We start from the raw sequence: 25,989 nt of genomic DNA on the forward strand, positions 1-25,989 counted from the left end.
CGTCACCGGGCCCACTTGGTCACTGTCACGCGGGTGCCCTCGCCGGGAGCGGAGACGAGGTCGAACTCGTCGACGAGCCGCCGCGACCCGCTCAGCCCGAGCCCCAGCCCCCCCGCCGTGCTCCAGCCCTCGGTCAGCGCCTGGTCGACGTCCGGGATGCCCGGCCCCTCGTCGCTGAAGACGAGCCGTAGCCCGGGCCGTCGCCCGCCTTCCAGCACCTGGATGAGCACCCGGCCGCCTCCGGCGTGCACGAGGGCGTTCCTGGCCAGTTCGCTGGCGGCGGTTACGATCTTCGTCTGCTCCACCAGGGAGAGCCCTATCTCGGCCGCGAGGCTTCTGACCTGCTGACGTACCAGCACGACGTCACCGTTGGTGACGATGGGCAGCTCCTGGGGCCCGCTCACCCGGCGGCGCCCCTGACATGTTCCAGCATGGCGACGCCCTTCTCCAGGTTGAGCGCCGTCCGCACGCCGCCCAGCGACAGGCCGAGCTCGACGAGTGTGATCGCCACCGCGGGACGCATGCCGACCACCACGGTCTCGGCGTCGAGCATGCGGGTCATCGCGGCGATCGTGGAGAGCATCCGGCCGATGAACGAGTCGACGATCTCCACGGCCGTGATGTCGATGATGACCCCTCGCGCTCCCGAGGAGACCACCATGTCCGCCAGATCCTCCTGCAGGGCCAGCACGCTCTGGTCGTCCAGGTCGATCTGGATCGAGACGATCAGGATGTCGCCGAGCTTGAGAATCGGCACACGTTCCATCAGCCGCGCTCCGCCCTGACCGCCACCCGCGTCCGCGCGGCACCCGTGATCTCCACGCCACTCCGCTTCAGCGCGTAGGACAACGCGTCCGCCAGCGAGGCCTTGGTGACGATGTCGCCGAACTCGATGCCCAGCGTGACGATCGTGTGCGCGATCTGCGGGCGGATGCCGGAGATCACGCACTCCGCGCCCATCAGGCGGGCCGCGACGACGGTCTTGAGCAGGTGCTGGGCGACCTGCGTGTCGACGGCCGGCACGCCGGTGATGTCGATGACCGCGTGCTCCGAGCCCGTTTCGACCAGGGTCTGCAGCAGCTTCTCCATGACGACCTGGGTGCGGGCCGAGTCGAGCGTGCCGACGAGCGGTACGGCGACGATGCCCTCCCACAGCTTGACCACCGGCGTCGACAGCTCGAGCAGCTGCTCGGCCTGGTCCAGCATGATCTTCTCGCGGGCGGCGGAGTAGGTCTCGAAGGTGTACAGACCGAGATCGTCGATGAGCCGGGAGAACCACACGAAGCCGCGCAGCGCCTCCGGGCCTCCGTCGTCCTCGACCACCTCGTACAACGCCTCCTTGAGGGAGAACACCAGCCGCGCGGTGTCGGAGGGCGTGTACCCCTGGCGGACGCGTGCGCGGGAGAGCTCGGCGAGCAGCCCGCGTACGTCGGCCAGGTCTCCTTCCTCGCCGCTGATCGCGGTGCGCAACGCCTGGTAGAGGTCACGGAGCTCGTCTGGGGACGCTCCGGACAGTTGAGTCCACCGCCGGAGCAGCCGCTCCTCGCTGGACAGGAAGAGATCCACAATGCGCCGCCTGGCGGCTTCCGCGGGAACGCTCACCCTCATCTCCTGACGAATCGGCGTGCTGCTCCACTCGACACGCTACCGGCCCCAGGTCAACGCTCCCAAAGCGGGCCATAACCGTCAAAGACGGCATTTACGACAATTGCCGAAGATAGTGAGATGACGGACGTCGGTGGCGAACCCGAGCTCGGTGTCGAGGGCGGAGACGAGGCCGTCCACCATGCCGGGAGCGACCTCGGTCACCTCGCCGCAGCCCCGGCAGACGAGGTGGACGTGGTCGGCCTCGGAGGCGAGGTGATAGGTGGGGGCGCCGTGCCCGAGATGCGTGTGCGTGACCAGCCCGAGCTCCTCCAGCAGCTCCAGGGTCCGGTAGACGGTCGAGATGTTGACACCCCTCGCCGTCCGCTGCACGCGCGAACAGATGTCCTCGGGGGTGGCGTGCCCGAGTTCGGTGACCGCTTCCAGCACGAGCTGACGCTGGGGGGTGATCCGGTAGCCGCGCGCCCGCAGCTCCTCGTGCCAAGTCTCGGCCATGCCCCAGAGTTTAGGTCGTGCCCGACGAAACATGCCCTACAAGGGAGCACTCCATGGCCGTGCCGGGGGTGCATCTCCCCGGCAGTCGCAGGAGGAGAGGGAAGTTCGCCGGATTAATCGTTTGCCCGCGCCCGCGCCGCTCGCATAGCGTGAAGGCACGCAGAAGGGAGGTGGTCCAAACAATGGTTGATCATTCTTGGGCTAGCGAGGTGGCTGTCCGCTAGGACTCGTCCATCTGGGCCTTCCGTCTGGATGTCGTACGACGTCCCGGCGAATCCTCGACAGACACCGGAACCCCGGGCAGCCGGCGGCCGCGGACGACTTCCGTCCCCGGCCATGGTCCAGCCGGCCCGCCTCTTCAGGAGGCGGAGCGCGCCCGGGGTTCTTTCTTTTCCCCTTACTCCTCGAAGTCGCCGACCCGCTTGAGCTCCGCCGAGGCGTGCGACTGCAGCGGATGCCCCATCGCCGACATGTCGTAGGCGTACATGAGGTTGCCGTCGACCAGGCCGTAGAGCCGGTGGCCCGCGTTGTACTCCTTGGCCGTCGTGGTCCGCGCCACCACGTCCGTACGCAGCTCGATCTTGTGGAAGACGACCTCCCCCACGTAGATCTCCACGATGCCGGTCGGGTGCGCGAGGCACACCTCGATCTGACGCTCGGGCTGGATCCGCCAGAACCCCGTCTCGGTGGACAGGGGCCGGACCTTGGCGCCCTCCGCGTCGAGCAGCCACGTGCGGCTCTGATAGGTCAGGAACGGCTTCCCGTTGTGCCCGAAGACGATCTCCTGGCCGAAGTTGGCGCTCTCCATGGTGGGATAGCCGATCACCCCGGCCCCCTCCCAGCGGCCTAGGAGGAAGGCGATCGGCTCGAGGTCGGGATGTACGTCCATGGACACGAGCTTAGAGCCGCGCGAACGGCCCCTCGCACCATGCGCGGCATGTGCGGATTGCCCAACTTGTACGGCAGGCCGCAGCGCGGCGCCGATCCCGGCGGACTAGGCTCTCAGTGCCGCGACCGCCGGGATTTGCCCGGACGGAGCGGTGTCCAGAGTGGTGCATCGCAAGGCGGAGGAGGAGCTCGTAGCCGGAGGCTACGGGCGACGACGACAACGCAGCGAGGTGCCGCTCTGGGCGACGCGACGGGGCAAAGATCGGCGGGAGGGGCACGAATATGGCACGATCACTGGTGATCAAGGTGACGGCCGGGGCGGATGCCCCGGAGCGCTGCAACCAGGCGTTCACGGTCGCGGCGGCCGCGCTGGCGAGCGGAGTCCCGGTCTCGCTGTGGCTGACGGGCGAGTCCTCGTGGTTCGCGCTGCCGGGACGGGCCAAGGAGTTCACTCTGGCCGAGGCCGCCCCGCTGGAGGACATGCTCGACGCCGTGCTCGCGGCCGGCAGGGTCACGCTGTGCACCCAGTGCGCGGCCCGCAGGGGCATCACCGTCGACGACGTGATCGACGGCGTACGCATCGCCGGGGCCTCCACGTTCGTCGAGGAGGCCCTGGGCGAGGGCGTGCAGGCGCTGATCTACTGACCGGCCGGATTCACCGGCCGGTCAGCTCGGCAGCACCGCGTCAGCTGGGTAGCACCGCGTCAGCTGGGCAGCACCGCGCGCAGGCGTTCGTCGCGCAGCGCCTGATACCAGCTGTCGTCGATCGGCGGCAGCGGTCCGGTCACCCAGCTCAGCAGCAGGTCGGCCAGCGCGGGGTTGCGCGCGAGCGCCGGGCCGTGCAGGTAGGTGCCGACGACGCGGCCCGCGTAGCAGCCCTCCGTGCCGTCGCCGTTGCCGGTGCCGACGATCGTCCGCGACAGCGGGCGCACGCCGGGGCCGAGCCTCGTCACACCCATGTGGTTCTCGAACCCCGTCAGCGTGGGCAGCCCCAGCGCGGGGTCGACCTCCGCTGCCAGCTCGCCGACCGCGCGCCGCTCGCCGCGGCCCGAGCTGATGTCCAGCAGCCCGAGGCCGGGCACCGGCTGGCCCTCCTCGCCGCCGAACACCGTGCCCATGATCTGGTAACCGGCGCAGACCGCCAGCAGGGCCGCACCGCGCTGGATCGCGGCGTGCAGGCCGCCGTCGCGGCGCAGCCGCTCGGCCCCGAGGATCTGCGGCCGGTCCTCGCCGCCGCCGATCAGGTAGACGTCGCCCTGCTGCGGCACGGGGTCGGACGAGCGCACGTGGACGGTCCTGGTCCGGATGCCCCGGGCCCGGGCCCGCTGCTCCAGCACCAGGACGTTGCCCTGGTCCCCGTACGTGCTGAGCAGGTCGGGATAGATCCAGACGATGGACAATTCAGACTGCACGGCCGAACTCCGCTCGGATCTGCTGGAACGCGGTGTAGTTGGCGATCACGTCGATCTTGCCGGGCGCGAGCGCCGCCACCGCCCGCTCGAACGAGTCGCAGAGCTGGAAGGGCACCTCGGCCACGGCCAGCCGCAGTGCGAGGTCGAGGCGGCGCTCGCCGGTGACGAGGACGGGCCTGCCGCGCAGGATGCGGTAGTCGACGTCCCACAGCCAGGAGGTGTCGCGGCCGTCCGGCCCCTGGGCGTTGACCGACAGGATGATCGGCAGCGCCGGGTCGGCGACGTCGAACGCCTCCAGCCAGCCGGCCGGGTTCTTGGACAGCAGCAGCCGCAGCGAGCGGCCGTCCCGCTCGACGGTCGTGTAACGCCCGGCGACCGAGGTGACCGTACGCAGCCTGGGCAGCGCCCGGGCGGGATCGAGGCCGAGCGTCGCGGCGACCGCCAGCGCGACGGCGGCGTTCGCCCGGTTGGCCTGGCCCGGGAGCTGAAGGTCCAGGCGCCAGTGCTGGCCGCGCGGGTCGGTCACGTACTCCCCGTCGAGCACCCAGCTCGGCTCCGGCCTGCGGAAGGAGCACTCACGGCACGCCCAGCGCGAGTCGGCGAGCTGGGCCGGGGTGAGACCCTGACCGCCGTTGCCGAACCCGGCGCGGTCGAGCGGGCCGCCGCACTCGGGGCAACACCAGGAGTCCTCGCGCCAGCGCTGCCCCGCGGCCACCCACGTGACCTGGGCGGCCGTGGAGGCGCCCCAGGTCACCAGCGGGTCGTCGCAGTTGGCGATCACGTGGGTGGGCCGGCCGGCGAGCGCGCGGCGCCACTTCTGGGCCAGCAGCCAGATTTCCGCGGCCCGGTCCATCTGGTCGCGGCTGAGGTTCATGAGGCAGACGATGCCGGCCTCTGTGGTGTCGAGGACCTCGGGGAGGTACTTCTCGTCGACCTCCAGCACGCCGTACGGCGCGTCCTTGTTGGAGGCGAGCGCCGACACGTGCCCGGCGGGCATGTTGGCCCCGAAGGCGTTCGTCGCCACGTCGCCGACCTCCTGCAGCGCCGAGGTGATCAGGCGTGTCGTCGTGGTCTTGCCGTTCGTGGCGCTGACCAGGACGAGCTTGCGGTCGGCCGCGAGCTTGCGCAGCAGGTCGGGCTCCAGCATGAGGCCGACCCTGCCGCCGATCACCGAGCCGTCGCCACGCCCGGTGGCCCTGGACAGCGTCGCGGCCGTGCGGCCAAGGGCGCTGGCGAGCTGCGCCCGCAACGGAAGCTGACTCATGCCGCGATCCTAATGCCCCTCCTGACGCGGGCGATTCCGCGGATCTGCAAGATCACGTACGGCTTTCGCCCAGGCAGGACGCGTACGGCCGAGGTTTGTGCATGATCACGGAGTGCTCGGGCCCAGGTCAGGGGTAGTGCGTGCGACCAATTACGAGATCACGCGCCGAAGGACAGCTCGGCGGGGGTGTCGCCGTCGAACGGCAGGACGAAACGGCGCGGCCAGGACAGCACGGTCTCCAGCCAGCCCGCGCTCATCGTCTGGGCCACGTATTTGACCCGCTCGCGCGGCTCGACCCCGATGGCGACCGTCGTCACGTCACGCTGGATGCCCTCGTGCTCGTCGTCGCCCAGGATGACGCGCCAGGCCAGCGCGCGGTTGCGGTCCACCTCCATCGACAGCGGGTGGTGGCGCAGCGCCTTGGCGCGGTGGCCGAGCAACTCGGTGCGCACGCCGACCGCGACCCCGCCCTCGGCCGGCTCGGCGCCGTTGACCCCCTGGTGGGGGTACGGCCGGCCGGCGGGGTCGGTGCCGAACAGCGGATACTCCATCGCCGGGGCGGGACTGCGCAGGTTGGGCGCGGGATGGCCGAAGGGGAACAACCGGTCCACCTCGTGCAGCCAGCGGACCTGCGGGATGACCCAGGCGGCGCCCGGCCGGTCGCCCGCCCGCATCGGCGGGTCGCCCTCCGCGCCGTCCGCCTGGCCGGCCGCGAGCAGTCCGGCGGCGACCTCGGCGGCCTTCTCGGTGAGCAGCGCGGGGTCGAACCACGTGCGCAGCGACCAGGCGCGGCGCGAGACCGACCGCTCGACCAGCGTGGCCAGCAGGCACTCGCGCCGCTTGGCCGGCAGCTCCGCCCAGATGTCGGCGAGCACGCGCGGCACGCCGGGCAGCGACCGGTTCGTCACGAACGCCAGGACGACCGTGTCGGTCCAGATCCGCAGCCACGCCCACTCCGGGGCCACCGCGAGCAGGTCGGCCTCGCGCAGCTCGACCAGCGTGCAGGCCTTCCCCGTACGGCACTCGCGCCCGCAGGCGGCCGAGCGGCGCCCGCAGATCGGCGGCACCGGGCCGAGCGTCTCACGCTCGCGGTCCTCGCCCAGCGGCACCTGGACGCGCAGCGGGCGGTCCATGCCGTCGGCGAACACCGCGGCGAAGCCCGGCTGGAGCGAAACCACCTGGCGCGACTGGTCCTCGCTGAGGTTCATCGCCGCGCCGACGAGCGCCCGGTCGTCCTCGGCCGGGAGCCGGTGCACCACCTTCAGCGCCGTGTTCTTGACGACGTCGGAGACGAGCTTGGTCGGGATCTGCTCGGCCACGATGATGCCCTCGCCGTACGCCCTGATCTCGGCGAGCATCCCGGCCAGCAGCTCGACCGCGTGCGTGGAGGCGCGCTGGGAGCCCCGGTCGCGCAGCAGCCGGTGGGCCTCCTCGATGACGATGACGTGCCGCAGGCCGCCCGCGCCGTCCTCGCCCCGCGGTTCGGAGCGGGCGCGCATCCGCAGGTGCTCGACGATGCGGATGATCAGCGTGCCCATGAGAAACGCCTTGTCCTCGTCGTTGGCCACGTCCTCGATGGCGAGCACGACGTTGCGCTGGAGCAGGCCGCCTATGTCGGCCGGGTGGCCGCCCTCGAAGAACCGGCCCGCGCTGCCCACCCGCAGGCTGCGCAGGCGCAGGCTGATGAACCCCTCGACGTCGGCCTGGACCTCGTTGCCGTACCCGATCTCCTGGATGACTTCCAGCGCGTGCTGCTGGAGCTGCTCCAGGGTCGGCACGGCCGGCTGCACGGCGGCCCCCGGGATGCCGCCGCCGGTGACCACGTCCCAGCCGTTGGCCTCGTAGACGCGCTGCAGCGCCAGCGACATGATCTGCGGGAACGGCTCCTCGGCGTCGAAGGCCGCCATGAACAGCGCCCTGACCATGTCGATGTGGGCCTGCACCGGGTAGCCCGGCTCGGGCGCGAGCGGGTTGACGCTGATCGGCACGTTGTCGGGCGCCGAAGGGTTGATGACGGTCAGCGGCGCGAGGTGCTCGACCCGGCCGGCCATCGCGGCGTACTCCGACTTGGCCGGCTCGATGGCCAGCCACGGGATGCCCGCTTTGGTGAGCTGCTCCAGCAGGTGACGTACGGTCTGCGACTTGCCCGAGCCGGTGGCGCCGGTGACGAAGGCGTGGCGGTTCAGCGTGGCGAGCGGCACCCGGAACGTTCCGACCGCGCGGTCCTGCCCGTCGACGATCGCGCCGAGGTCGACGGTCTCCGCCGAGCCCTCGACCTCGGCCTCGCTGGTCACGTCGAAGAAGCCCGCGTCGAGCACCCGGACGCCCGGCACCTCGCGGCGCGGCAGCCCGGCGAGCGCGGCGAGGGCCCCGGCCGTCGCCGCGAACGGCGCCGCCGCGCCGTCGGCCGAATCCTGGAGGTCGACGGTCAGCGCCTCGCCGAAGCCGTAGACCGACTCGCAGGTGCCGTCGCCGGTCAGGGCGGGCAGCGACATCGCGCTGCGCAGCCGGTAGGGGTGGTGGCTCATCTCCACGGAGCCGACCAGCACCGGCGCGATCTGGCGCAGTTCGTCGGGACCGGCCGCGCCGGCGAGCACCCGGACGTTCCACAGCCCTGCCTCGCGGAAGGCGTCCAGCTCCTGCATCCTGCGCTCGGCCCGCTCGGCGTCGAACCGCGACCGCTCCGAGGCGTCGCCGTACTGGCGCAGCACGTTGAGCTGGGTGCGCAGATGGGCCACCTCGGCGTCGAGCAGGTCGGTCGGCTCGGCGACCACCACCCACGCGAACGGCCGGGACATGAGCGTGACCAGCGTCGACTCGAACAAGGTGGGCCGCTTGGTCTCGTCGGGCTCCGGCTCGCGCCTGCCGTAGAGCGGCGGCGCCTGCCGGCCCGGGCACGGCGTCCAGACGAGGTCGGCGAGGTCGGCCAGCCACTCGTCGCCGATCTCCACGCCGCGCGCGCCGCCGGGGAACAGCAGCGGCTGCGGACCGGTGACCGGCGGCTCGGGCGCCGTCGCCGCGCGCCGCGGCGGCTTGGGCGGTGTGAGCGGCCCCGCGTTGGTGATGAGCTCCAGCGGCGCACCCGAACCCCGCGACAGCCAGCCGATGACGAACGGCCGGTTGCGCTGCGCGGCGGACAGGACCGCGGGGAGCACCGTGACGAAGTCCCACTCCGCGGACGAACTACGCGACGGCGCCGTGATGGCCTGGATCCGGTACCACGGCCCGCTCAGGGGGAACGCGTGCATGAGACCCCTCGATTGACGACGAACAGGGGAGAGACTCCATCAAGGATCACGTGCGCACAGCCGTGTTGACGATGCCCTTACCGGCAACGGACGGTGTCATGGCCGCATGCGACGTTTGGGGAGCGGTCATGGCCGCTTGCGCCAGTCGAGGCGGGGCGGCGGAGGGCCCACCGTGGGGAAGCGCAGCGGGGGCACGTCGGGCAGCGGACGCGGGCCTGCTCATGGCCGCTTGCGCCAGTCGAGGCGGGGCGGTGGAGGGCCCAGGTTGGGGGGAACGTCGGGCAGCGAGGGCTCCTCCGGCTCCGGCTCGGGCTCGGGCTCCGCAGGCGCCAGGGCCGCCCGCCGGATCTCCTCGAACTCCCCCAGCGTCGTCTTGGGAAAGGTGAGTATCGCCGGGTTCGCGTCCGCGAGGCGCACCTGGCGTCCTTCGGCCGTCGAGTAGGTGACGATCACGGAGGTCGTGGGAAGCTGCTGCAGCTGGTGCGGCTCGACCAGGAACTCCCGCGACCGCTGCAGGACCCCGTCCGCGACCGTGGGCGCGCGCCGCCCCCACTCGGTCGACTCGGTGATGTCCTCCCGCAGGTCGCCCTCGCCCTTCTCCTCCCCCTCCGTACGGCTCTCGCCGACGGTGGAGGTGTAGAAGCCGCTCGGGCCGTTGACCGTGGAGCTGAACGTCTCGGTGAGCTGGGCGAGCTCCAGGCGGTGCTCGGTGCCGACGTGCTCGCTCGCCACACGGGCGTCCTCGGCATTGCCCAGGCGCATGAACGCGACCGCCGCGTGCCCCCGGCCGAGCCGCTCCCGTACGGTCGGGGTGAGGCTGCGGTAGGTCAGCACGAGCCCGGTGCGCGAGGTCTCACAAGCGTCCATGAGCCGGTCGAGCACATCGCCGCGCAGCTTGTCCGCGCCCGCCACGATGATCGTGTGATACCAGGGCCGCTCGCTGGCCGGCGACTGGCGCAGGATGTGCGTGAGCGCGGTCGCGACGTACGTCCCGAGCACCCGGTTGCCGAAGACCCCCGCCTGCCGGTCCATGCTGACGACCCGCAGCCGCGCGGGCGGCAGCCGTACGGCCTCCGAGCCCAGCGTCTCCAGCTTGCGCAGCTGGGATTCCAGCGCCCAGGCCCGCTCGATGACCACCCGGTCGGCCACGCCCCGGCCGAACAGCGTGCCGATGCGTTCGAGCTGCGTCGCCGTGAGCAGGCCGCACTTCATGTCGTCGCGCGGGTCGCCCACCTGCGCGAGGGCCCGCAGGGCGGCGGTGACCTGGCTGATCGTGGCGTTCTCGCCCAGGACCTCCAGCACGCGCTCCAGGATCGCGTTGTCGAAGCCGATGTCCCTGCTGGTCTCCTCGCTGACGCTCACCACGTGGGCGAGCACGTCGGCGAACGCCTCCGGCTTGAGCGTCGAGCCCAGGTCGAGCCGGGGCAGGTCCACCGGGAGCACCCAGACGAGCGGGTCGTCCCCGCCCCGGCGCGCCAGCTCGATGAGGTCCTTGGCGATCGCGCCCTCCGACAGGTCGAGCACGGTCAGGTGCCCGCCGCTGTAGAGGCGCGTCGCGCCGATCAGCGTCACCAGCGCCGACCAGCCGGTCAGCGTGCCCCCGGCCACGTCGACGCGGTCGATCTCGTCGGGCACCGCCACGGCGTACCAGTTGATCTGCTGGTCGAAGCGGCTCTTCTTCTCGGCCCAGTCGCGGTATTTCGCGGCGTGTTCCTCCTGCGCGGTGACGATCTCCCGCTGACGGCGCTCCTGCTCCCGCAGCGCCTTACGGCGGCGCTCGTCGAGCCGCTCGTTGACCGTACGGTCGCCCTGCCGGATGGCGTAGGTGCAGATGGCGGCCACGCCGCCCGCGGCGACCAGGCCGAGCATCACGAACGACCAGGTGAGCAGCCCGGTCACGCCGAGGATCAGGATCCCCGCGGCCACCACGGCCATGAACGTACGGAAGATCTTGACCGGGCGGTTGAGCAGGTCCTTCTGCAGCCGCTCCCGGTGGACCCATTCGGTGTCCACCGGAGGCTCGGTGACGTCCTCCCTGGCCGGTCGCTTCGGCGGCGGCCCGGGATCCGGGTACAGCAGTGCGTACTGCCAGCCCAGGTAGATCCGGTCCGCCTGCAACTGGGCATGCTCGGGGTGCGGGTCGCCCACGGGCCCTCCATGTCCGCCTCCGTCACAGCGTAGGAGCTGGAAGCCCTGTCAGGGCGGGCTTCTCGCCATTCGGACGTATTTCCGCCCGGGGACCGAACCAATGCGACCAATGGGGCAAGTGTGGTCGTACTACGATCGACTGCCATGACGTCATCCCCCAATGGCGCCCGCCGACGACGCCCGGTCCTCGTCCCGGTCGCCTCCGCGCTGGCCGTGGTGGGCATCGGCGTCACCGCCGCGTTCGGCGGCTTCGCAGAGGCCCCGGAGAAGCCCCCGGCCACGGTCTCGCCCGGGGACACCATCGACCAGGGGCAGTTCCACACCCAGTTCATCAAGGCGATCGACACCACCGAGAAGGGCGACTTCGGCACCACGAAGCGCTATCTGGAGCTCGTCCTCAAGGTCGCCAACATGGGCAAGGAGACCACATCGGTCGGCGTCATGCCGGAGCCGGGAAAGGGCTTCTCCCAAAGCACGACCTTTGCCAGCTCCCTGCTGCGGACCCGCCCGGAGATCAAGACCAAGTACGGCCCTCAGGTCTCCGTGCTCAGCCTCGGCGTCGAGAGCCACCAACTGCATCCCGGCATCACCACCACGGTCGTGGTGAAGTACGACCTCGAGCCCACCGCGACCGTGCCCCCCGAGATCAGCCTCGACGTGGGCTCGTTCGAGTACGACAAGATCGGCCTGCGCGACCAGACGCATTACTGGCTGCTCAAGGGTGAGCGCAAGGACGGCGAGGGGCCGTTCGAGCCCGAGGTGACCGCCCGGATCACCCTTCCCGTGCGGAAGGAGAGCGCCTGATGGCGGTCAGTCATGCGGAGCGCCGCACCACCCGTCGTGCCGCGGCCCGCAAGCCACCCCGGCGTGGGCTTATGCGGCGTGCGGCCGCCGCAGTCGCCGGGATCGTGCTCGCGGCGGCAGCGGTCTACGCACAGCAGAACCTCTCGATGTCCTTCGAGCAGCGCACCTCCTACCTGACCTACAAGGGCCGGATCGGCGAGACGGTGGAGACCAAGCGTTTCACCGTCAAGGTCCTGTCGGTCACGGCCGCCCATGCCGTGGACACCACGGACTACTCCAACAAGGTGACCAAGGTGGCCACGGGCAACCTGTTCCTCCTGGTCGACGTCTCGGCGACGAGCACGCGCGAGCCCATGCGGCTGAGCGAGCTCAGCCCTCCCTTGCTCCTGACGGCCGACGGCCGGCGCTATCAGCCGACGGACAAGGTCAACGCCGCGCTGACACTGTTCAACAAGTACATCCAGCCGGGGTTCTGGTCCAGCGGGCTACTCGTCTTCGAGGTGCCGAAGGACGCGGTGCCGGGCGCCGGCCTCGTCTTCATCCCTCCGAACACCCCGTTGGTTCCCGACGTCTACGCGCCCGAGGCACAGATCGACCTGGGCCTGTCCGGCGCGGCCGCCGACCGGCTGATCTCGCAGGCGGAGGACTACCACTCACTCGTGAGCGTGAGCCGATGACCGAGACGCCCATGGACGGAACGCCGCCGAGGAACGGCCCCGACGCCCGCGACTGGTTCGCCCCACCGGCCGAGCAACCGCCCGACTTCACGGACATCACCTACAACGGGCCGATTCCCCGGCCCAGGCCGACGGCGCCGCCGTCGGTGCCCATCCCCGGCACGCTGAAACCGCCGACGGACCTGCGCGTATGGCCGCCTCTGGAGCCCGAAGGGGAGGACAGGTCCACGCAGCCCTTCCCGGCGCTGCGGACGAACCGGCAGCCGCCTCCCGCGGCGCTCGCGCCCACTCCCCCGCCCGCCGAGTCGCCCGCGGAGCCGGCCGCTGCGGCGCCCCCGGCGCCCGCCCGGCGTACGGGCCTGCTGGTGGGCGGAACCGTGCTGTCCATCGTGCTCGCGGTCGGCGCCCCCACGCTGTTCGGCTACCAGGCCTACAAGTACGGCCGCCCCGACGACACCGTCCATGTCGTGCAGCCCGGCCACGCGGGAGTATGGCAGCACGTGTCGTGGCGGGTCACCGTGGAGAAGATCAAGGACCCCACCGGCAAGCCGGAGCGGTCCGACCGCCAGTGGCTCAAGGTCGTGGCGACCAGGACCGCGCTCGACGCCGAGGGCGCCATTCGTCACGGGGCTCCGGCGGAGGTCAAGTTCACCGACAGAGCCGGGCGCACCTGGCAGGTCGAGAAGGTGAACGACGAGACGCCCCCCGATGTGAAGGAGAACAAGATCGGCACGCCGTATCGGTTGGAGATGATGGGGGTGGTTCCGCCCTCCGTGGCCGACGAGGTCGAGGTCACCCTCCGTCCGAGCGGCTACCGGGACGTGCCCGAGCAGTCGGCCGAGGATTTCATGAAGGACGTCTTCACCCCGACGGAACGGGACGATCACGTTCTCCGGTTCCGCCGGTGAGCCTGCGGCGGGTCGCGGCGAGATCGAAGGTGGCGGCGATCAGGCACATCGTGACGAGGGTCACGATCAGGTCCGCCACATAGACGACCGGTTCACCGGTCGCGAACCACAGGTAGGGCTCCTCGCTCGCGGTGAGGTAGCGGCCCGCCCTGATGAGATAGTCGCCGCCGATGTGCAATCCGACATAACAGAGGGCGAACAGCCCGAACAGCGGGGCGCCCCCACGCACTGTCAGGCGCAGGGAGTTGAGCAGCGGGATCCAGCGGGCGGTCCAGCCGGCGCTCAGCTTGGCGAGCGCGAGGCGCGTCCAGTTGTGGGTGCGCCCCAGGTGGACCGCCGCCTGTTCCAGGCGGGTTCCCCTGATCGTGGTCCGGGTGTCCTCCGCGTAGGCGCCGTAGACGAGGATGCCGACGGTCAGCCACGCGAGCGGGATGGCGAGGGCGTCGATCACGTGCGGCCAGACGTCACTCAGCCACTCCGAGACCTGTTTCCACCCCGGCACGCCCTCCTCGGCCTTGGCCGCGAAGTCGTGCCAGGCGGCGACGACGGACCGCTGGCCGATCCAGTCGGAGCGTGCCCCCACGGCGGCGGCGATCGCGTTGAGCCCGTAGAACGCGAACGCGAGCTCCCCGAACGTGGCGAGCACGCCGGAGAAGCGGCCCTCCTTCGCCTCGTGGCGGCGGCCGAAGTACCACTTCACCAGGTAGGCGGCCGCCATCGCCACCAGGGAGACCTTCGGGTCGAGGTTGAGCAGCCCGCGCGCGACCCCGCTGTCGTCGCCGCTGCCGGCGTCCAGCACGAACCGGTCCGGCTGCCGCATGATGTCGATGCCGGCGAAATCCCGGGCGTCGTCAGCGACGAATCCCCAGGTCGTGTAGATGCCTGCGAAGACGAGCGCGGTCCGGTTGAGGGCGTTCGGCAGGCTCTCCTTGGCCTCACCGGCCGCGCGTCTGGCCTGGGTCTCCAGCAGCGCCTCGCGAATGACGTACAGCATGCCCACGGTCGTCGCGAGCGACGTCATCACGACCAGTGTGAAGAGGAACATCACCACCACAAGGCGGGCCTGGTACCACGAGCCGTGCGAGATGGTCGCGGCCATCAGGAGCAGCGCCCAGCGCACCAGCCGTCCGGCCGAGAAGCAGAGGATCAGCGGGAGGGCGCACTTCGCGAGGATCCGCAGGGCGTTCAACGGCAGCGCGTACGGCGACAGCATCCAGGCGAACCTGCGGGGGGCGGGCAGTGCGGACGTTCCGGACACCTGCCGCATGGTATCGGCAAGCCCTCGACACTGCGACTTGCCCCATCAGCAGGAACGGCCATTACAGGACGACATCAGACGATGCCGGTTACCGCGAATCGGACCCGGCACGAACCGCCGACGGTGACTTGACCGCTTTTCGACAGGGGAGACCCCGCCCGGGCGGCCAGGCGCTCCACGATGGTTCATATTCGGGTCCGATTCATTTCGACGCAGAAATCAAGGATCGGGAATTCTCCGCGAACACTTGTATCCGCATATCCGGACGGTGTTGTTTATCTGCGACGCCGGCGGTGCGAGGGCTACCTCAGCCGCCCCACAGGGCGTTGTTGGCCCTGTCGACGCGCCCGTACCTGAGGTACGCGTCGCATCCCCGGTTGAGAGCGGCTCGCAGTTCCCGATCCGGCCAGCCGGCGATGATGCTGGCCTGGCCGCCCCATGACCTCAGCGAGTAGCGGATGTCCTGGAGATCGCTCGCCGTCAGCCGTGAACTGCAGACCCATTGCCAGAACTGGTGATTCAACTGGATTTCGGCAGTCGTAGCAGCCGTAGCGGCACTGGCGGCAGTGGCGGTCTCGACAACCGGAACCGCGATTAGGGTTGCCCCTAATATCGCCAGCACCCCCTTTCTCAACATACTCACTCACTTCCCCCTTCTCAGTGAGAACATAACCCTAATGCTGCCTTATGGGAGAAATGAGCGCAACCATGAAATTGCGTGCGTCTATAGAAAATATAGACGCGCACGTTTCCACCAATAGAGCGAAGGCCGGTGCGTTCGCGGGAACGCACCGGCCTTCTGTGAAGCGGTGGATCAGACGGCGACCGAGAGCTGGACGACCTCGCCGAGCTTGGCCTCGACGGGGACGTCCTTGGTGACACCGCCGCCGGCGATGATGCGGACGGTCCACTGACCGGGAGCGGCGAAGAAGCGGAAGATGCCCTCGTCGGAGACGACGACCTCGCCGGTGAACTCGCCGCTGTGGTCCAGCAGGCGGGCGTACGCCGTGCCGGCGCCGGACACGACGCCCTGGATCACGGCCTGGTTGGCCAGGTCGATGCCGGCCGGCAGCGCGACGGTCTGCTCAGGAGCAGCGCAACCCTGGGTTGTCATCAGCGGGCCTCCCCCAGCTCGATCGGCACGCCCACGAGCGAGCCGTACTCGGTCCACGAACCGTCGTAGTTCTTGACGTTGGGCTGGTCGAGCAGCTCGTGCAGCACGAACCAGGTGTGCGCGGAGCGCTCGCCGATGCGGCAGTAGGCGATGGTGTCCTTGGCGAGGTCCACGCCGGCGCCGGAGTAGAGCTCGCGGAGCTCGTCGTCGGAGCGGAAGGTGCCGTCGTCGTTGGCCGCCTTCGACCACGGGATGTTGCGGGCGGTGGGCACGTGGCCACCGCGCTGCGCCTGCTCCTGCGGCAGGTGGGCCGGGGCGAGCAGCTTGCCGGTGAACTCGTCGGGCGAGCGCACGTCGACCAGGTTCTGCTTGCCGATCGCGGCGACGACGTCGTCGCGGAAGGCGCGGATGTCGTTGTTCGGCTCCGAGGCCACGTACTGGGTGGCCGGCCGCTCCACGACGTCCTCGACCAGCTCGCGGGACTCCAGCTCCCACTTCTTCCGGCCGCCGTCGAGCAGCTTGACGTCGCCGTGGCCGTAGACCTTGAAGTACCAGTAGGCGTAGGACGCGAACCAGTTGTTGTTACCGCCGTACAGGACGACGGTGTCGTCGTTGGCGATGCCCTTGGCCGACAGCAGGGCCTCGAAGCCCGCCTTGTCGACGAAGTCGCGGCGGACCGGGTCCTGCAGGTCCGTCCTCCAGTCGATCTTCACGGCACCGCGGATGTGACCCTTGTCGTAGGCGCTGGTGTCCTCGTCGACCTCGACGAGCACGACACCCGGCGTGTCGAGGTTGGCCTCGACCCAGTCGGCGTCCACCAGAACGGCGGAGCGGCTCATTGGATTCTCCCAGGTTGTAGACGGCGTATGAGCAGGTACGTTTCGCAGCCCAGGCAGAAGCCGAACGCTGCGTTGAGGAAGGCGGCCAGCAGTGCCGCTGCTGTCGCACCCAAGGCCAGTGCGGTGATCCCCGCCGCGAATCCGATCAGTCCCACCATCGCGAACCCCAGTCCGACGGCCTGCGCGAACCGCGGCGGCGCCGCGTCCTCCGTCTCGGCCGGCGGCCCCAGCCTCGGCCGTACGAACCGGCGGAAGACCAGCCCGTACGGCGACGCGTCAGCGGCGCCGAGCGCGAAGACGACCGCCTGCGCGGCGAGGAGCCAGGGATTCTGCGTGACCAGTACGGCCGCGAGGACCAGGCTGGTCACGGCCGCGCCGAAACGCGGGCCACGAGGGTCGATCTGCATCGTGGGGATGCTCCTGAAGGATTCTTGGAACGCGGCACGAAGCCGCAGGAATCACCCTCAGGCCATGCGACAGAGCGAGGTCGCGACGCGGCAGAAGTCCACCGCGCGCCGCTTCGTGAGCAGCTCTGTCGTGGGAGTCATGGTCATGACAGTACCTTCCGTCTCGGCATCTGTCACACCTTGTCCGATGGATGAGACGGCCCATGAGACGCGCCGTCCACGGCCGCGCCGAGGGCGGCGATCACGTCTGCCCTGCGCGGCTGACCGGACGCCTTCTTCACGACGTTGCCCGCTTCGTCGAGGACGAGCACGGTGGGGGTGCGCAGCACATCGAAGCGCCTGACCAGGTCGAGGCGCGACTCCGCGTCGATCTCCACGTGCCGGACGCCGGGCACCATGGCGGCCACCTCGCCCAGAACCCGGCGGGTCGCCCGGCACGGCTGGCAGAACGCGGTCGAGAACTGCACCAGCGTGGCGCGCTCGCCGAGGTCGGCGCCGAGATCCGCGCTCGTCACCGGGGCGTGTTCCACGGCCCGCATCCTCCCGTCACGCCGCCTTAGGACCAGTCCGATGACCACGCCCAGGACGAGCGTGGCCACGAGGGTCGAGACACCTGCCATCACGGTGTGCAACCGTACGCCCGGTAAGGCTGATTCCCGTACCAGATCACGGGAAGGTCACGGCGTGGCGGTCACCAGGACGTGGCCGCCCGAGTCGGCGAGCTCGATGCGGGCGATCTGGCCTGGCCGCAACGCCGTCGAGCCTTCGAGGACCATCTTCTGCCCGCGGTATTCGCCCGCTCCCACGGTCCGGCTGCCGAGGGCCGAGACCGTGCCGTCCTTCGCGACCACGCGCAAAGTGCAGACCGTGCCCGCGGGCACTCCCGCGACCCTGGCGACGACCTGCGTCCCGCCGTCGTACGGGACGAGCCGTACGGCGATGCGCGCGTCGCCGCTGCGCCCGCGCGCCTCGGCCGGCGCGGTGACGGTGGCCTCCGCGGGCGGATCCTCCACCTTCTTCGCCACGGCGCCCGGCGACCGCTCGGGTCCCGGCGACGACGCGGCCGACTCCTTCAGGTCGAAAAGCCGCTGCTCCTGCGGCACGTCCTGCTCCGCCGCGGGCGCCTGGCCGGCGGCCGCCGAGTCAGCGGCCCCGTCCACGTCGCTCTGCGTGGCCGGCGCCGCGGCGACCGACGTCGTGCCGTCCGACGCGTCCTGCGCCGCGGACAACCACGCCGTGCCGCCCACCGCCGCGACGACGACGGACGCGGCGAGCCCCAGCAGCACGCGGAACGGACGCTTGCCGCGGACCGGCGGGAGCGCCGCCGCGACCACGCCCCCGGGAACACCCTTGGAAACACCCGCGACGACACCGTCGAGCACGGCGCGCGGCGGCGCGGCGGCGCGCTCGATGTCCTCGGCCGACACGCGGGCCAGCAGCGGCGGCAGGCCGGACAACTCGGCCAGCTCCGCCCGGCACGCCGGGCAGGTCTCCAGGTGGGCCTCGACCTCGGCGGTCTCCTCGGCGTCGAGCGCCCCCAGCACGTACACGCCGAGCGAGATCCGCACCTCCTCGCAGGTCATGGCGCCAGCCCCCGTTCCTCCAGGGCGAGTTTCAGCGCCCGGAGGGCGTAGTAGGTCCGCGACTTCACCGTTCCCGGCGGGATGCCGAGGATCTCCGACGCCTCCTTCACCGATCTCCCCCGGTAGTACGTCTCGAGGAGCACCTCGCGGTGCTCGGCCCTGAGCGAGGCCAGCGCCTCGGCCACCCCCCACGACTCGACGGCCCGTTCGAGCTCGTCGTCGGCGGGCAGCACGGCGAGCGCCTCGTCCCCCGTCTCCTGCGGCCTGGACTTGCGGGCCCGGTGCTGGTCGACGACGAGGTTGCGGGCGACGGTGAACAGCCACGCGCGAACCGGGCGCCCCTGGAGCCCGGAGGGATGCCGCCAGGCCCGAAGCAACGTCTCCTGCACCACGTCCTCCGCCCTGCCCGGATCACCGGTCAACCGCAGCACGTAGCCGTACAGCGGCCCTCCGTGATCCTCCCAAAGTGCGCGTATGAGCTCCTCGTCGGCGGTTCCGGCTGGACTCACATCCTCATCACGTACGCCGGGACCTGACGGTTCAGCGGTGTGACGATCGTCACGCGGGCCCTCAGCGGAGGGGGACATCGGACGCGGTGCCCTGCACCGCGAGCCCTTCGCTCGTCGATGTCACGCGGGTGATCCTGAGGTTGAGCGGCAGGTTCTTCACCGGCACCGTGAACGAGATGAGCCGCTCGGCGTTCGGCACGGGGATGCCACCCGCGATCTTCACGTCGGTGGGCGTGAGCCGTATCCCGCCCTGCACCACCTGGATCTTCAGGTCGGCGGTGACCGGCACCTGGTTGCCGAGCACGGTCACGTTGCCCGAGACGCGGAGCGCGTCGTCTCCGGCGCCCTCGACCTTGATGCCGCGGGGGGCGCGGGCCGACAGGGTCTCCCGGGAGATGACCACGGTCCCCGTCACGCGCTCGGCCCGGATCTCGGTGGTCGCGGCGTTCTGGATCAGATCGGAGAGCGGGGCGGTGACGCCGTACAGCGTGGCGTCGATGCGCTCGAGCTGGATGCCCTCCCGCTCCACCTTGCCGATGCCGATGGCGATCTCCTCGTAGCGGCCCGAGACGGCCTGGGTGAGGAACGGTATGCCCTTCACCTGCACCGACGGCGCCTGCGCCAGGTCGTACTTCGCCTCGATCTGCCGGGCGATCTCACGCTGCACCCCGACCACGGCGACCCGGTCGAGCACGACGAGCACGATGGCCAGCAGAGCCATGGCCACGACCAATTTGCGCATCCGACTCCTCCGAAGGCGCCTTTGTGATCAGAGTAGTGCCTTGACCGGCAAGATTCGCCCGGAACGAGCGGTGTCCAGAGTGGTGCATCGCAAGGCGGAGGGGGAGGCCGTAGCGGAGGCTACGGGCGACGATGACAACGCGGCGAGGTGCCGCTCTGGGCGACGCGAGGGGCGAAGATTGACGGGAGAGGCACGTGCTGCTCATCCCCCGGCGAAGGGGGGTAAAACCTCGACCACGGCACCCTCGGGCAGGTCGATCGCCGCCGGATCGCGCGTACCCGCCGGGGCGCCGTCGACGAGGAAGGAGCACCGGCGCAGCACGCGCTCGACGGCCGGGTCGCGTGAGACCTGCGCGAGCAGGTCCCCCAGTGTCTCGGCATCGAACGCCTGCTCCGGCACGCCTGCGGCGTCCTTCGCCGCCGCCCAGTAGCGGATCGTTCCCCTGGCCATGACGCGCCGCTCCCCTCGATTCTCCGCCACCCGCCGGAAGCTCTCCGTCACCGTCACGTTACGGCGGTAAACCACGTGACGTGTTGTTCACACGGGTGACGCTCATTGGACGCAAACTTCGTGTGGGCTACCCTACGAATTAATGGACTCGGGCGATGTGGCCCCCGGGTCCTTACGTGTTTGTACGGCTGTCGCGGTTTCCAGTGCTGCAAACGGCGCCGAGCCGACATGGTGCGAGGAGGCTCATGTGAGCAATCTGCTCCTGCTGACCAACGCTCTGGAGCCGTCGGCGGAGGTGCTCCCGGCACTCGGACTGCTGCTTCACTCGGTGCGGGTCGCGCCCGCCGAGGCCTCCGCGCTGATCGACACGCCCCCGGCCGACGCCATCCTGGTGGACGCGCGCCGCGAGCTGGTGCAGGCCAAGAGCCTGTGCCGGCTGATGCGGACGACCGGCGTCACGTCCCCGCTGATGGCGATCGTGACCGAGGGCGGCCTGGCGGCGATGTCGGCGGAGTGGGGTGTCGACGACGTGCTCCTCGACACCGCGGGACCGGCGGAGGTCGAGGCCCGGCTGCGCATGTCGGTCGGGCGGCTGGCGCTGGCCGCCGCCGAGGAGGTTCCCGACGAGATCCGCAGCGGCGACCTGACGATCGACGAGGCGACCTACACGGCCCGGCTGCGCGGGCGCGCGCTGGACCTCACGTTCAAGGAGTTCGAGCTGCTGAAGTACCTCGCCCAGCACCCGGGCCGGGTCTTCACCCGGGCCCAGCTGCTGCAGGAGGTCTGGGGCTACGACTACTTCGGCGGCACCCGGACCGTGGACGTGCACGTACGGCGCCTTCGGGCCAAGCTGGGCGCCGAGTACGAGGCGCTCATCGGAACGGTCCGCAACGTCGGCTACCGCTTCGTCCCCGACCGCGGCGGCGAGCAGCAGAACGAGGCCGAACCGGCTCGCCGCTGATGGCCCGCCCCGATGGGGCGGGCCATCGCGTTTCGCCTGGTTACCTGACGAGGTTGATACGGCCGGTTGCCGGCGGGGCGATCGGCGAGTGCGCGCCCATGTAGGCGACGAACGCGTCGATGTCCAGCGGGCCGCTCCACAGGTTCGTGCCCTGGGTGAAGACGGAGAAGCCGTCGCCGCCGCCGACGAGGAAGTTGTTGGCGGCCACCCGGATCTGCTGGGCGTCGGTCACCGCGGTGCCGTTGATCTTGATGTCGGAGACCCGCGAGCCCACCGGCTTCGTCGTGTCGAAGGTGTAGGTCAGCGACGCGGACGGCTGGAGAATTCGCTGCGTGATGCCGCCGGTCACCGGGTCGACCGTCCAGATCTGCTGCTCCAGCAGCGCCTTCAGCTGGGTCCCGGTGAGCGTGACGACCTGCATGAGGTTGTTGAATGGCTGCACCTGGAAGGCCTCGCCGTACGTCACGACGCCGTCGCCCTCGGAGCCGCTCTGCGCGTAGGTCAGGTCGGTGCGGACCCCGCCCGGGTTCATCAGCGCGATCTCCGCGTTGCCGCCGTCCTTCGTCGCCTCCAGCTGCGCGTCGGCGATGAGGTCGCCGAGCGGGGTCTCGCCCACGTTGCCGCCGCGCCCGATGTTGGCCGTGATCTGGCCGATCGGCTTGTTGGCGACGGTCGAGACCCGCTCCTGCCAGGTCTTGATGTACGCCTCGGTGTCGGCGTCCGGGGTGACGGTGCGCGTCACCACGTTGTTCTTGGCGACGACGCTGGAGCGGACGATGTCCTTCGTCTTACGGTCCACCCGGAAGTCGATCTGGGTGATCGCGCGGCCGAACGACGAGCCCTGGGTGTAGACGCGGTCCTGACCGGCCGGGTCCTTCACCTTGCAGACGTACGCCTGGTGGCTGTGGCCGCTGATGACCAGGTCGATCTGTGGGTCGAGCCCGGTGGCGATCCGCGAGCCGTTGCCGGGAACGACCGGGCATGAGCTGGGGTCCTGGTTCGGGGTGATGTTGTCGCCCTCGTGGACCAACACGACCTGCGCCTTGACGCCGTGCTTGGCGAGCTCCCTCGACACCTTGTTGGCCGCCGCGACCTCCTCGGTGAACTGCAGGCCCTTGATGCCGGCGGCGGTGACGATGTTCGGGGTGGTCTGGGTCACCAGGCCGATGAACCCGATCTTCACTCCGTTGATCTTCTTGACGTAGAAGGGCGGCAGGGCGTAGTCGCCCTTGCCCTCTTTGAGCACGTTCGCCCCGAGGTAGTCGAAGCTCGTGCCCTTCCACTCACCGGCGGGAGAGCAGCCGTCGACCGGGTGACAGCCGCCGTTCATGATGCGGTTGAGCTCGTCGATGCCCTCGTCGAACTCGTGGTTGCCGGCCGAGGAGGCGGTCAGGCCGAGCTTGTCGAGCAGGGCGACGGTCGGCTCGTCGTGGTAGGCGGCGGACAGCAGCGGCGAGGCGCCGATGAGGTCGCCCGCGCCGACCAGGAGGGTGTTGGCGTCGCGCAGCTGCTTGAGGTGGGCGGCCAGGTAGGAGGCACCGCCCGCGATCGAGTACTTGGCACCGGCGATGCCGGTCAGCGAGCCGTCGGTGTCGGTGTTCGCGCCGTTCGGGTCGAGGATCCGGGAGCTGGACCCGGTCGGGGGCTCGAGGTTGCCGTGGAGGTCGTTGATGGTCAGCAACCGTACGGGGACGGAAGGGCCGGGCTTCTTGTCGTGCTTGCCGGCTTGGGGAGCGGGAGATGCGGCGGCCGTGCCCATCGTGAGGGCCGCGACGCCCACCACGGCGGCGCCGGCGACGGCCAGTCGCGTCAGGGATGCTCGGGTCATGACCCTCGACAGTAGAGCGGGGACCTGAGCGGGAAATTGCGCAGAGATAACGATTCAGGGAGGGAACGCATGGCGTCTATTGCCGAAGCCCGGTACGAGAATCGCCTGACCTTCACCTATCGTGCCAGACATGGACGTACGCGTGGAGATCACGGAACGGCTCGATGACGAGCAGGTGGCGGCGGTGCTCGCCCTGGTGGAGGCGGCCGCCGAGGCCGATGGTGTCGGTCCGCTCAACGAGCACGTGATGCTTCAGGTGCGCCACGGCGCCGAGCCGGGCGCGAGAGCCGTACTGCTGTACGAGGACGGGAACGTCGCGGGCTTCGCCCACCTGGATCCGGCGGACCCCGAGGAAGGGCCGAGCGGCGAACTCGTGGTGCATCCCGCCTACCGCCGGCGCGGCCTGGGCCGGCGGCTGCTCGGCGCCGCGCTGGAGGCGAGCGGGGGCCGGCTGCGCCTGTGGGCGCACGGCGACCTGCCCGGCGCCGCCCGTCTCGCCGCGAGCGCGGGCCTGGCCCGGGTGCGGTCGCTGTGGCAGATGCGCCGCCCGCTGGCCGAGCCCCTGCCCGCCGCCGCCCTCCCGGAGGGCGTACGGCTGCGCGCGTTCGAGCCCGGGCGCGACGAGAAGGCGTGGCTCTCGCTCAACGCGCTGGCCTTCGCCACCCACCCCGAGCAGGGCTCCTGGACCCTCGACGACCTCGAACTGCGGGAGCGGGAGCCGTGGTTCGACCCCGCCGGCTTCTTCCTCGCCGTACGGGGAGACGCGCTGGCGGGTTTCCACTGGACCAAGGTGCACGACGGCGACGAGCCGGTCGGGGAGGTCTACGTGGTGGGGGTCGCGCCCGGCGAGCGCGGCACGGGCCTCGGCCGGGCGCTGACCCTCGCCGGGCTCGCGCACCTGCGGGCGCTCGGCCTCGGTCACGTCATTCTCTACGTGGACGAGGAGAACACCGCGGCGGTCCGGCTGTACGAGTCGCTCGGGTTCACCCGGTGGAAGACCGACGTGATGTACCGGCGGTGAACGCCGACGGGCCGGTCCCCTTCCGGGGGCCGGCCCGTCTGTGGAGGAGCGTCCTCTATCCGAGGATGAAATTGAGGATGAAGTAGCCGATCGCGGCGACGACGGCCGCCGCCGGGATCGTCAGGACCCACGCGGTCACGATGTTGCCGGCGATGCCCCACCGCACGGCCGACAGCCGCTTGGTGGCGCCGACGCCCATGATGGCGCTGGTGATCGTGTGCGTGGTCGAGATCGGCGCGCCGAACCCGATCGCCGCCGTGTAGAGGACGCCGGCCGCCGCCGCCTCGGCCGCGAAGCCCTGCGGCGGGTCGAGGTGGATGATCCTGCGGCCCAGCGTGCGCATGATGCGCCAGCCGCCGGCGTAGGTGCCGAGGGAGATCGCCAGCGCCGACGCCGTGATGACCCACTCGGGGATGTCCGAGTCCTGGGGGACGTACCCTCCGACGACCAGAGCGAGGAAGATCACACCCATCGTCTTCTGCGCGTCCTGCAGGCCGTGGCCGAGGGCCATCCCGGCCGCGGACACCGTCTGGGCGTACCGGAACCCTTTGCCCGCCTTATGAGGATTGGCCTTGCGAAAGATCCACAAGATCGCGATCATGATGAGCGCGCCCAGGAAGAAGCCCACGACCGGGGACAGCACCATCGGGATGACGACCTTCTCGACCACCCCGCCCCATTTCACGGCCTCGGTCGCGGCCAGGGCCGAGCCGATCAGGCCGCCGATGAGAGCGTGACTGGAGGACGAGGGCAGGCCGAAGTACCAGGTGATGAGGTTCCAGACGATGGCCCCGATCAGCGCGGCGCCGACGATGATCAGGCCGTGCCTGCCGTCCGGGGGAGCGATGATCCCTTTGCCCACGGTCGAGGCGACCGACGTGCCCAGATGCGCGCCGATGAAGTTCATGACCGCGGCCATGAGCAGCGCCAGCCGCGGCGTGAGAGCGCGGGTCGAGACGGAGGTGGCGATGGCGTTGGCGGCGTCGTGGAAACCGTTCGTGTAGTCGAACACCAGCGCGATGACGACCACGCCGATGACAAGCGCGAGCTCCACTTAGCTTTCCTTGACCGCGATCGACTCGATCGTGTTCGCGACGTGCTCGAAGGCGTCGGCCGCGAGCTCGAGCTGCTCGATGACCTCGCGCATCTTCATCACGGTCAGCGCGTCGTATTCACCGCTGAACAGCTTCGCCAGCAGCCTGCGGTAGACCTGGTCGGCCTGGTTCTCGAGCCGGTTGATCTCGATCCAGTACTCGTTGAGGTGCTGCATCCCGCGCAGGCGCGGCATCGCGTCCGCGGTCAGCTCGGCGGCCCGTTCGAGGACCTCCACCTGACGTACGACCTCTTTGGGCAGGTGGTCGATCTGATAGAGGACGATCAGGTCGGCCGCGGCCTCCATGTAGTCCATCACGTCGTCGAGATTCGACGCGAGGCGGTAGATGTCCTCACGGTCGAAGGGCGTGATGAAGCTTTCGTTGAGCCGGTTCATGATCGCGTGAGTGCGCTCGTCGCCCGCGTGTTCGCAGGCGCGCATCTTCTCGGCCAGAGCCTCCCGGTCCGAACCGTCGCTGATGATCTCGACCAGCAGACGCGATGCGGTGACGAGGTTGTTCGCCGAGTCGGCGAACAAGTCGTAGTAGCTGTCCTCACGGGGCGTGAGACGCAGGCGCACGTCGTTTCTCCAGATGTGCGGGGACGGTCCGCAGAGAAGGGTACGGGTTACCAGTGGAAATGCGAAGTTCAGGCCGTACAAGCCCGCTTGTAACCTACTCTTCCCCTTCCCGCTGCCCAGAACGGCTCCCGTGACACACTTGTTGCCTCAGACGCT

Annotated in this window: 29 protein-coding genes; 6 read left to right on the forward strand and 23 right to left on the reverse strand. The window is 70.2% G+C overall.

Translation table 11 applies throughout. The features are described from left to right. Positions 1–2: 2 nt before the first annotated feature. The 5 genes from HHX41_RS31355 to HHX41_RS31375 all read right to left on the reverse strand — a co-directional run bounded on the left by HHX41_RS31355 (position 3) and on the right by HHX41_RS31375 (position 2,989). The gene (locus HHX41_RS31355; RefSeq protein ID WP_169987337.1) at positions 3–404 is read right to left on the reverse strand and encodes an anti-sigma regulatory factor; all 402 of its coding nucleotides are present in this window, start codon (positions 402–404) and stop codon (positions 3–5) included. After that, positions 401–766, reverse strand: a complete 366-nt coding sequence (locus HHX41_RS31360) for an STAS domain-containing protein (RefSeq protein ID WP_169987339.1) — start codon at positions 764–766, stop codon at positions 401–403. The genes HHX41_RS31355 and HHX41_RS31360 overlap by 4 nt, the downstream gene beginning before the upstream one ends. Then, positions 766–1,602 (reverse strand): STAS domain-containing protein, encoded by an 837-nt coding sequence (locus HHX41_RS31365; RefSeq protein WP_310742275.1) that lies wholly within the window; start codon positions 1,600–1,602, stop codon positions 766–768. The genes HHX41_RS31360 and HHX41_RS31365 overlap by 1 nt, the downstream gene beginning before the upstream one ends. 84 nt (positions 1,603–1,686) lie before the next feature. Further along, on the reverse strand, positions 1,687–2,100 hold the full coding sequence (locus HHX41_RS31370; RefSeq protein ID WP_169987343.1) for a Fur family transcriptional regulator: 414 nt from the start codon (positions 2,098–2,100) through the stop codon (positions 1,687–1,689). A 397-nt stretch (positions 2,101–2,497) separates the two neighbouring features. Then, positions 2,498–2,989: an FABP family protein gene (locus tag HHX41_RS31375; RefSeq protein WP_182908823.1), complete on the reverse strand. Its 492-nt coding sequence runs from the start codon at positions 2,987–2,989 to the stop codon at positions 2,498–2,500. Positions 2,990–3,270: 281 nt separating this feature from the next. Here HHX41_RS31375 and HHX41_RS31380 point away from each other — a divergent pair, with 281 nt between their 5' ends. Further along, on the forward strand, positions 3,271–3,633 hold the full coding sequence (locus HHX41_RS31380; protein WP_169987347.1) for a DsrE family protein: 363 nt from the start codon (positions 3,271–3,273) through the stop codon (positions 3,631–3,633). Between the two features lie 59 nt (positions 3,634–3,692). Here the strand turns inward: HHX41_RS31380 and HHX41_RS31385 are convergent, their stop codons facing one another. The 4 genes from HHX41_RS31385 to HHX41_RS31400 form a co-directional block, all read right to left on the reverse strand. Next, positions 3,693–4,400 carry a type 1 glutamine amidotransferase gene (locus HHX41_RS31385; RefSeq protein WP_169987349.1) on the reverse strand — a complete coding sequence of 236 codons (708 nt, stop codon included), beginning with the start codon at positions 4,398–4,400 and terminating at the stop codon, positions 3,693–3,695. Continuing rightward, entirely contained in the window at positions 4,390–5,664 is a 1,275-nt protein-coding gene (locus HHX41_RS31390; RefSeq protein WP_182908824.1) for a MurT ligase domain-containing protein, read from the reverse strand. Before HHX41_RS31390 ends, HHX41_RS31385 begins: the two co-directional genes overlap by 11 nt. A 158-nt stretch (positions 5,665–5,822) precedes the next feature. Continuing rightward, the gene (locus tag HHX41_RS31395) at positions 5,823–8,912 is read right to left on the reverse strand and encodes an ATP-binding protein (RefSeq protein WP_182908825.1); all 3,090 of its coding nucleotides are present in this window, start codon (positions 8,910–8,912) and stop codon (positions 5,823–5,825) included. Positions 8,913–9,131: 219 nt separating this feature from the next. Next, a complete protein-coding gene (locus HHX41_RS31400; protein WP_182908826.1) occupies positions 9,132–11,060 on the reverse strand; it encodes a hypothetical protein in 1,929 nt (642 codons plus the stop codon). A 144-nt stretch (positions 11,061–11,204) separates the two neighbouring features. On the opposite strand from HHX41_RS31400, the gene HHX41_RS31405 reads away from it, so the two are divergent. From HHX41_RS31405 to HHX41_RS31415, 3 genes are read left to right on the forward strand one after another with little or no spacing between them, the layout of a single operon-like run. Then, the gene (locus HHX41_RS31405; protein ID WP_182908827.1) at positions 11,205–11,864 is read left to right on the forward strand and encodes a hypothetical protein; all 660 of its coding nucleotides are present in this window, start codon (positions 11,205–11,207) and stop codon (positions 11,862–11,864) included. Next, the gene (locus tag HHX41_RS31410) at positions 11,864–12,541 is read left to right on the forward strand and encodes a DUF4352 domain-containing protein (RefSeq protein ID WP_182908828.1); all 678 of its coding nucleotides are present in this window, start codon (positions 11,864–11,866) and stop codon (positions 12,539–12,541) included. The genes HHX41_RS31405 and HHX41_RS31410 overlap by 1 nt, the downstream gene beginning before the upstream one ends. Next, the gene (locus HHX41_RS31415; RefSeq protein WP_182908829.1) at positions 12,538–13,449 is read left to right on the forward strand and encodes a hypothetical protein; all 912 of its coding nucleotides are present in this window, start codon (positions 12,538–12,540) and stop codon (positions 13,447–13,449) included. Before HHX41_RS31410 ends, HHX41_RS31415 begins: the two co-directional genes overlap by 4 nt. Here the strand turns inward: HHX41_RS31415 and HHX41_RS31420 are convergent. From HHX41_RS31420 to HHX41_RS31465, 11 genes are all read right to left on the reverse strand, one after another. Continuing rightward, positions 13,403–14,707 (reverse strand): hypothetical protein, encoded by a 1,305-nt coding sequence (locus HHX41_RS31420; protein ID WP_182908830.1) that lies wholly within the window; start codon positions 14,705–14,707, stop codon positions 13,403–13,405. The genes HHX41_RS31415 and HHX41_RS31420 overlap by 47 nt on opposite strands. A 307-nt stretch (positions 14,708–15,014) precedes the next feature. Continuing rightward, the gene (locus HHX41_RS31425; RefSeq protein ID WP_182908831.1) at positions 15,015–15,230 is read right to left on the reverse strand and encodes a hypothetical protein; all 216 of its coding nucleotides are present in this window, start codon (positions 15,228–15,230) and stop codon (positions 15,015–15,017) included. Between the two features lie 291 nt (positions 15,231–15,521). After that, positions 15,522–15,821, reverse strand: a complete 300-nt coding sequence (locus HHX41_RS31430) for a DUF1416 domain-containing protein (RefSeq protein ID WP_169987368.1) — start codon at positions 15,819–15,821, stop codon at positions 15,522–15,524. Then, a complete protein-coding gene (locus tag HHX41_RS31435; protein ID WP_182908832.1) occupies positions 15,821–16,660 on the reverse strand; it encodes a sulfurtransferase in 840 nt (279 codons plus the stop codon). The genes HHX41_RS31430 and HHX41_RS31435 overlap by 1 nt, the downstream gene beginning before the upstream one ends. Further along, on the reverse strand, positions 16,657–17,067 hold the full coding sequence (locus tag HHX41_RS31440) for a DUF4395 domain-containing protein (RefSeq protein WP_182908833.1): 411 nt from the start codon (positions 17,065–17,067) through the stop codon (positions 16,657–16,659). Before HHX41_RS31440 ends, HHX41_RS31435 begins: the two co-directional genes overlap by 4 nt. A 57-nt stretch (positions 17,068–17,124) precedes the next feature. Beyond that, the gene (locus HHX41_RS42070; protein WP_310742276.1) at positions 17,125–17,214 is read right to left on the reverse strand and encodes a putative leader peptide; all 90 of its coding nucleotides are present in this window, start codon (positions 17,212–17,214) and stop codon (positions 17,125–17,127) included. A 26-nt stretch (positions 17,215–17,240) separates the two neighbouring features. Next, the gene (locus HHX41_RS31445; protein ID WP_259401456.1) at positions 17,241–17,606 is read right to left on the reverse strand and encodes a thioredoxin family protein; all 366 of its coding nucleotides are present in this window, start codon (positions 17,604–17,606) and stop codon (positions 17,241–17,243) included. A gap of 138 nt (positions 17,607–17,744) precedes the next feature. After that, a complete protein-coding gene (locus tag HHX41_RS39890) occupies positions 17,745–18,650 on the reverse strand; it encodes an anti-sigma factor (RefSeq protein ID WP_220504591.1) in 906 nt (301 codons plus the stop codon). After that, positions 18,647–19,159 carry a sigma-70 family RNA polymerase sigma factor gene (locus tag HHX41_RS31455; protein ID WP_256862628.1) on the reverse strand — a complete coding sequence of 171 codons (513 nt, stop codon included), beginning with the start codon at positions 19,157–19,159 and terminating at the stop codon, positions 18,647–18,649. Before HHX41_RS31455 ends, HHX41_RS39890 begins: the two co-directional genes overlap by 4 nt. Positions 19,160–19,220: 61 nt before the next feature. Beyond that, entirely contained in the window at positions 19,221–19,901 is a 681-nt protein-coding gene (locus HHX41_RS31460; protein WP_182908835.1) for a DUF2993 domain-containing protein, read from the reverse strand. Positions 19,902–20,102: 201 nt separating this feature from the next. Continuing rightward, complete coding sequence (locus HHX41_RS31465) at positions 20,103–20,351, reverse strand: MoaD/ThiS family protein (RefSeq protein ID WP_182908881.1); 249 nt, start codon at positions 20,349–20,351, stop codon at positions 20,103–20,105. 247 nt (positions 20,352–20,598) lie between these two features. Between HHX41_RS31465 and HHX41_RS31470 the strand changes: the two genes are divergently transcribed. After that, the gene (locus HHX41_RS31470) at positions 20,599–21,312 is read left to right on the forward strand and encodes a response regulator transcription factor (protein WP_182908836.1); all 714 of its coding nucleotides are present in this window, start codon (positions 20,599–20,601) and stop codon (positions 21,310–21,312) included. Positions 21,313–21,352: 40 nt separating this feature from the next. Here the strand turns inward: HHX41_RS31470 and HHX41_RS31475 are convergent, their stop codons facing one another. Beyond that, entirely contained in the window at positions 21,353–23,140 is a 1,788-nt protein-coding gene (locus tag HHX41_RS31475) for a bifunctional UDP-sugar hydrolase/5'-nucleotidase (RefSeq protein WP_182908837.1), read from the reverse strand. Between the two features lie 130 nt (positions 23,141–23,270). Between HHX41_RS31475 and mshD the strand changes: the two genes are divergently transcribed. Next, positions 23,271–24,161 carry a mycothiol synthase gene (gene mshD, locus HHX41_RS31480; protein WP_182908838.1) on the forward strand — a complete coding sequence of 297 codons (891 nt, stop codon included), beginning with the start codon at positions 23,271–23,273 and terminating at the stop codon, positions 24,159–24,161. Between the two features lie 55 nt (positions 24,162–24,216). Here the strand turns inward: mshD and HHX41_RS31485 are convergent, their stop codons facing one another. Both HHX41_RS31485 and HHX41_RS31490 read right to left on the reverse strand, forming a co-directional pair. After that, positions 24,217–25,215, reverse strand: a complete 999-nt coding sequence (locus HHX41_RS31485; protein ID WP_182908839.1) for an inorganic phosphate transporter — start codon at positions 25,213–25,215, stop codon at positions 24,217–24,219. Further along, complete coding sequence (locus HHX41_RS31490) at positions 25,216–25,833, reverse strand: DUF47 family protein (RefSeq protein WP_169987386.1); 618 nt, start codon at positions 25,831–25,833, stop codon at positions 25,216–25,218. It lies immediately after the preceding gene. Positions 25,834–25,989 lie beyond the last annotated feature (156 nt).

Source organism: Microbispora sp. H13382 (assembly GCF_014161445.1).
Lineage (GTDB): Bacteria > Actinomycetota > Actinomycetes > Streptosporangiales > Streptosporangiaceae > Microbispora.

What these genes read in the sequence shown, in the direction of transcription:
- HHX41_RS31380 (WP_169987347.1), top strand. Translation starts at nt 3,271, where the DNA reads ATGGCACGATCACTGGTGATCAAGGTGACGGCCGGGGCGGATGCCCCG.
- mshD (WP_182908838.1), top strand. Translation starts at nt 23,271, where the DNA reads ATGGACGTACGCGTGGAGATCACGGAACGGCTCGATGACGAGCAGGTG.
- HHX41_RS31410 (WP_182908828.1), top strand. Translation starts at nt 11,864, where the DNA reads ATGGCGGTCAGTCATGCGGAGCGCCGCACCACCCGTCGTGCCGCGGCC.
- HHX41_RS31440 (WP_182908833.1), bottom strand. Translation starts at nt 17,067, where the DNA reads ATGCAGATCGACCCTCGTGGCCCGCGTTTCGGCGCGGCCGTGACCAGC.
- HHX41_RS39890 (WP_220504591.1), bottom strand. Translation starts at nt 18,650, where the DNA reads ATGACCTGCGAGGAGGTGCGGATCTCGCTCGGCGTGTACGTGCTGGGG.
- HHX41_RS31395 (WP_182908825.1), bottom strand. Translation starts at nt 8,912, where the DNA reads ATGCACGCGTTCCCCCTGAGCGGGCCGTGGTACCGGATCCAGGCCATC.
- HHX41_RS31475 (WP_182908837.1), bottom strand. Translation starts at nt 23,140, where the DNA reads ATGACCCGAGCATCCCTGACGCGACTGGCCGTCGCCGGCGCCGCCGTG.
- HHX41_RS42070 (WP_310742276.1), bottom strand. Translation starts at nt 17,214, where the DNA reads ATGACCATGACTCCCACGACAGAGCTGCTCACGAAGCGGCGCGCGGTG.
- HHX41_RS31445 (WP_259401456.1), bottom strand. Translation starts at nt 17,606, where the DNA reads ATGCGGGCCGTGGAACACGCCCCGGTGACGAGCGCGGATCTCGGCGCC.
- HHX41_RS31370 (WP_169987343.1), bottom strand. Translation starts at nt 2,100, where the DNA reads ATGGCCGAGACTTGGCACGAGGAGCTGCGGGCGCGCGGCTACCGGATC.
- HHX41_RS31465 (WP_182908881.1), bottom strand. Translation starts at nt 20,351, where the DNA reads ATGGCCAGGGGAACGATCCGCTACTGGGCGGCGGCGAAGGACGCCGCA.
- HHX41_RS31390 (WP_182908824.1), bottom strand. Translation starts at nt 5,664, where the DNA reads ATGAGTCAGCTTCCGTTGCGGGCGCAGCTCGCCAGCGCCCTTGGCCGC.
- HHX41_RS31405 (WP_182908827.1), top strand. Translation starts at nt 11,205, where the DNA reads ATGACGTCATCCCCCAATGGCGCCCGCCGACGACGCCCGGTCCTCGTC.
- HHX41_RS31415 (WP_182908829.1), top strand. Translation starts at nt 12,538, where the DNA reads ATGACCGAGACGCCCATGGACGGAACGCCGCCGAGGAACGGCCCCGAC.
- HHX41_RS31430 (WP_169987368.1), bottom strand. Translation starts at nt 15,821, where the DNA reads ATGACAACCCAGGGTTGCGCTGCTCCTGAGCAGACCGTCGCGCTGCCG.
- HHX41_RS31435 (WP_182908832.1), bottom strand. Translation starts at nt 16,660, where the DNA reads ATGAGCCGCTCCGCCGTTCTGGTGGACGCCGACTGGGTCGAGGCCAAC.
- HHX41_RS31375 (WP_182908823.1), bottom strand. Translation starts at nt 2,989, where the DNA reads ATGGACGTACATCCCGACCTCGAGCCGATCGCCTTCCTCCTAGGCCGC.
- HHX41_RS31360 (WP_169987339.1), bottom strand. Translation starts at nt 766, where the DNA reads ATGGAACGTGTGCCGATTCTCAAGCTCGGCGACATCCTGATCGTCTCG.
- HHX41_RS31460 (WP_182908835.1), bottom strand. Translation starts at nt 19,901, where the DNA reads ATGCGCAAATTGGTCGTGGCCATGGCTCTGCTGGCCATCGTGCTCGTC.